Annotated in this window: 3 protein-coding genes; 1 reads left to right on the top strand and 2 read right to left on the bottom strand. The window is 67.3% G+C overall.

All coding sequences use genetic code 11. The features are described from left to right. The first annotated feature begins 236 nt into the window (after nucleotides 1-236). Entirely contained in the window at nucleotides 237-1790 is a 1554-nt protein-coding gene (locus ABZW32_RS39060; RefSeq protein WP_356225571.1) for an ISL3 family transposase, read from the top strand. A gap of 42 nt (nucleotides 1791-1832) precedes the next feature. Here the strand turns inward: ABZW32_RS39060 and ABZW32_RS39055 are convergent, their stop codons facing one another. Both ABZW32_RS39055 and ABZW32_RS39050 read right to left on the bottom strand, forming a co-directional pair. Next, complete coding sequence (locus ABZW32_RS39055) at nucleotides 1833-2381, bottom strand: DUF4262 domain-containing protein (RefSeq protein WP_356225569.1); 549 nt, start codon at nucleotides 2379-2381, stop codon at nucleotides 1833-1835. Nucleotides 2382-3203: 822 nt separating this feature from the next. Continuing rightward, nucleotides 3204-4166 (bottom strand): hypothetical protein (locus tag ABZW32_RS39050; protein WP_356225567.1); only part of this gene is annotated, 963 nt, incomplete at its 5' end.

The following is a 4166-nucleotide window of genomic DNA, read 5'->3' as shown; positions in this document are numbered from 1 at the left end:
CGTCGAATCCAGACGGGTGGAGGTTGCTCGAGACAGCGATTGGCTTTATTCACGGGTTGTGGGTTCTGGCACAGATCCTGGGGAGCCGTCGCGGAGCGTTACCTCGTTGTTCGATTGCGAGGGACTGGCTCGTGCGAGACGGCGTACGCCTTGGCGTCTGACGGCCGGAAGTGACGCTCCCTCAGGTGCATACCGTTCGCTGCTCTGGTCGGCTGTGGACGGTGATGGTGCTGGTCATGCAGACCGATGCACCGTTCTGGGACTCGCTGGTGTTCGACGGGATCGACGATGTGGAGGTCGCGAGAGGCCGCGCGGCCGCGGCGGAGTGTCCGGACTGCGGCCGCTTCTCGGACCGAGTCCACGACCGTTACCAGCGCAGGCTGAAGGACCTTCCGCTCGCTGAGCAGGGCTTTGTGATCCGGCTGACGGTCCGGCGCTTCATCTGCGGGTCGGCGGACTGCCCGCGTCGGACGTTCGCCGAGCCGTTCTTGCGACTGGCCGCCCCGTACGCACGGTTCACCACCCGGCTCAACCACACCTTGGAGCGGGTGGGGCTCGCCCTGGCGGGGCGGGCCGGCGCTCGGCTGGCTGCCCAGCTCGGCTTCGGTGCGGGAAGAATGACCTTGTTACGCAGGGTCATGGCATTGCCCGATCCACGGTTCAGTACTCCACGTGTGCTGGGCGTGGACGACTTCGCGATCCGTCGCGGCCAGACCTACTCCACCGTCTTGACCAGCATCGAAGACCATCGCGTGGTCGATGTGCTCCCGACGCGTGAAGCCGGGCCGCTGGCCGGCTGGCTGATCCGCCACCCCGGCGTGGAGATCATCTGCCGCGATCGGGCTGGCGCCTACGCCGATGGCGCCCGGCGCGGCGCCCCCGACGCTCTGCAGGTCGCCGACCGCTTTCACTTGTGGCAGGGCCTCGGTCGGGCCGTGGAGACCTGTGTAGCCGCCCACCGCGACTGCCTGCGCACCCCGACGCCCAGCGGCCTCCTGCCGCAGGACATCCGATCAGCTCCCGGTCGGCCGCAGAACGACGCGGCGCCCGTCGGCCGGCGGGATGAGCGCAAGAGGGCAGCACACGCCCTGGTCCACGAGATGCTCGCCCAGGGCCATTCACGCCGGGCGATTGCCCGGCACCTGGGCTGGGGCCTCAACACCGTGCTCCGGTACGCGAACGCCGCACGCTGGCAGGACACCATCCGCGAGAACCGGTCCCGGCCCAGCAGGCTGGACCCCTACAAGCCCTACCTGGAGCGACGATTCACCGAGGGGTGCACCAGCGTCACCCGGCTGCACGGCGAGCTGGTCGCCGAGCAAGCGCCCGTCACCTACGGCATGGTCCGCGCCCACATCGCCACCTTGCGCGGGGTTCCGTCAGCTGCACCGCCGCGGCCGCCGACGGTACGGCAGGTGACCGGCTGGCTCACCCGGCACCCCACCGCCCTGAGCGAGGAAGACCGCGCCAGCCTGAAGGAGGTCCTGGCCCGCTGTCCTGAACTGGACACGGCCGCCGGGCACGTACGCGAGTTCGGCGAGATACTCACCGGCCGCCTCGGCGCCACGCTCCCTGCCTGGATCGACGCCGTCGACGCCAGCCGGCTGCCTGGGCTCACCGGCTTCGCACTCCACCTGCTCCGAGACCTCGACGCCGTGACCGCCGGCCTCACCCTGGACTGGAGCTCGGGCAGCATCGAAGGCGCCGTGAACCGCATCAAAAAGATCAAGAGACAGCTCTACGGCCGAGCCGGATTCGAACTCCTACGCAAGATGATCTTGCTTCAGTAGTGCATCGCCCAGGTGCCGGCTCGCCGCTTCCCAGCCAGGAGATCAGAGTTCGGTCGTCCAGAGCCCGACAGGATGGTCACTCGGGGGCAGCCACAACTGAGGCTGTGACTCACGATGCCTCTCGCCAGCCTGCTCATCCCAGTGGAAACGGCCCTCGGCATCAGGCCACGTGACTTGCAGCACGGGGAGAGGCGACCGCCGGTAAAACCCGATGGCCTGCCCGAAGAAAGTCCGGTACCAGCCGCGATCAACCTGCCTGAGCGCGACCCGATGCCCGACGACAACATCAGAATGGCTCTGGCCGTCCGCCAATGCTTCGCCCGCGGCGGACTTCTCTCCGAAAGTGTTGAGCATGCGGTGCATGGCGTGGACATCGAGCCCGAACATGGCGAGTTCAGGCCCGCCATAAGTATGCGCGAGGCCGATCGTGTAGGCGAATCCAGGCCCGATCTCGTCTTCGGGAACCATCACGACGTGCCATCCGTGCTGCTGCACATGCTCGATGACCGTCCGACCCATGCGGTCCGCTTCGTCCCGGTCGCCGTAGTCATGGCAGAGGACGCAGCGGCACTGGAACGGATCATCAGTCATGTGCGGAGGCTACGAGGTGTGCGTTCACGTCGAGCAACCGGGGTTCGGACCCTCTCATTCGAACGGCGCCGTCACCCTCCGCGTTGGCTCCCCAAGATCTGTGCCAGAACCTATTTCTCATGAACATCTACGGGCCTCAAGATCCGCAACTGCTGCCCAAACCGGCGGACAAACGCTGTCCCTAGAAGTGAACAAAGCCACCACGGCCGAGGGTCCGTCATCAGATACTCGAAAGACGCCGTGTACGTCTCCCCGAAGAGGCGTCGTATCTGGTCGATCAGCCCGGCGGTAAACGGCCTGCGGTACTTCTTCGCCTCCTCCTGAGCCGCCAGCGCCCGTTCCCAGCTGCCAGGCCGCGCCCGCGGCACAGCACCTCGATCACGCTGGCGCGCGGGAGTGCCACCAGAGTCGGAGCCCCTGCGGGGCTCAGCTCTCGGGATGTTGTGCGCGGGCGGGTGCCCTCAGAAGGCCTACCGCCTTCGGGCCGGCGCCGCGTGGCTCGCAGACGTCCGTGGATACGTCATGCCTCCGCCACTGGGTTCACCCGTGCCCGGGCCAGTCCCCCCGGGATCCGCAGGTGCGTCCGTAACGGGTCCGCCGGGACATGGGCAGGGCTGCTGGGGCTGCCTGTGAGGACCGGGAGATTGTCTCGGCGGACATCACGGTGCGTGGGATCGGCTGTTCTGCCCTCCGGAAGTGTCAAGCCTCGTGCCGTGGCCGAGGGCGGGCAGATCCGCGCGGGGTGGGGTGTGCGAAGAATACTGAGAGCGCCCCTCCTGGTGGGAGGGGCGCTCTGGGTGGGCTGGTGTTCAGGCGGGAGGGTCAGTTCCGTTGAATCAAGTGGTTGACCGAGAAGAGCAGATGGTTCTCGCCGTACCGAAATTTGGTGCTGAGGGTTTCGTAGCGGGCGTACTGCGCTTCAGTGAGGGGCAGCTGCAGGATCTTCAGTGCGCGTAGGAGCAGGCGGAATCCGAGGTCGGGGTCGACCTTGCTGACGACCTGTTCCAGGGCGTTCCACACTGCAGTGCTCTGCAGGGGTAGGGGCCCCGGGCTGATCACCGTGCCTGCGGCGACAGGCGCTGTCTCCCGGATCTCGTGAAGGACAGCGTTGCGGAGGTCGGTGCGGATGGCCGACGCGGAGGGGATGTAGGCGGGTGCGACCTCGGAAAGGTGCTTTTCGCATACGTCCGCGACCTGCTTCAGCCATTCCCGGCCGCTGAGGCCGGACTGGTCAATGTTGTGGCCCCGGTCCGTTGCCGCCAGCCACAGCAGGCTGATCGTGTCGTCGGTCAGTCCGGAGTCGAGGATCCGGCGGGTGTCCTCCAGAAGGATCGCGGCCTCGGAGCCGGGAGGCCGTTCATAGCCGTCGTGTTGTACGGCGTCCTCGATGGTCGCGCGAGCAGTGCGGTACTGCCATCCTGCCGTGAACAGCATGGCGAGTCTGGAGAGTCCGAAGTCGTCGTCGAGCCCGTATCGGGAAGTGCTGACCGGCGGCCAGACGATGCGGAGACCGTCGTGGACCACAGCCGGAGGGAAACCGAACTGCCACCCCAGGACGAGGAAGCGGCGGAAATCCTCGTACGGGACCGGCACGGAGTGTGCCTTGAGCGTGCGAAGAAAAAGCCGCATGCCAAGGTCGCCGTCGGCGCCGGTCACCACCTGTTCGAGGCACTGGACGAGGTTCGGGTTCAGCGTGGCGCGGGCGAGTTCCGGGGCCATGGCCCGGATCTCCGCCACGGTCGCGCGGGAGAGACGCTCGTCCCGCACCGGCCGCGCTGGCGGCGG

This window comes from Streptomyces sp. NPDC004667 (genome assembly GCF_040609475.1).
Classification (GTDB): Bacteria; Actinomycetota; Actinomycetes; order Streptomycetales; family Streptomycetaceae; genus Streptomyces.
The sequence above is the reverse complement of the archived record's forward strand: the minus strand, read 5'-3'. Positions and strand labels throughout refer to the sequence as shown.

Excerpts from the sequence above, each read along its gene's own strand:
- ABZW32_RS39060 (WP_356225571.1), top strand. The coding sequence starts at position 237 with ATGCAGACCGATGCACCGTTCTGGGACTCGCTGGTGTTCGACGGGATC.
- ABZW32_RS39055 (WP_356225569.1), bottom strand. The coding sequence starts at position 2,381 with ATGACTGATGATCCGTTCCAGTGCCGCTGCGTCCTCTGCCATGACTAC.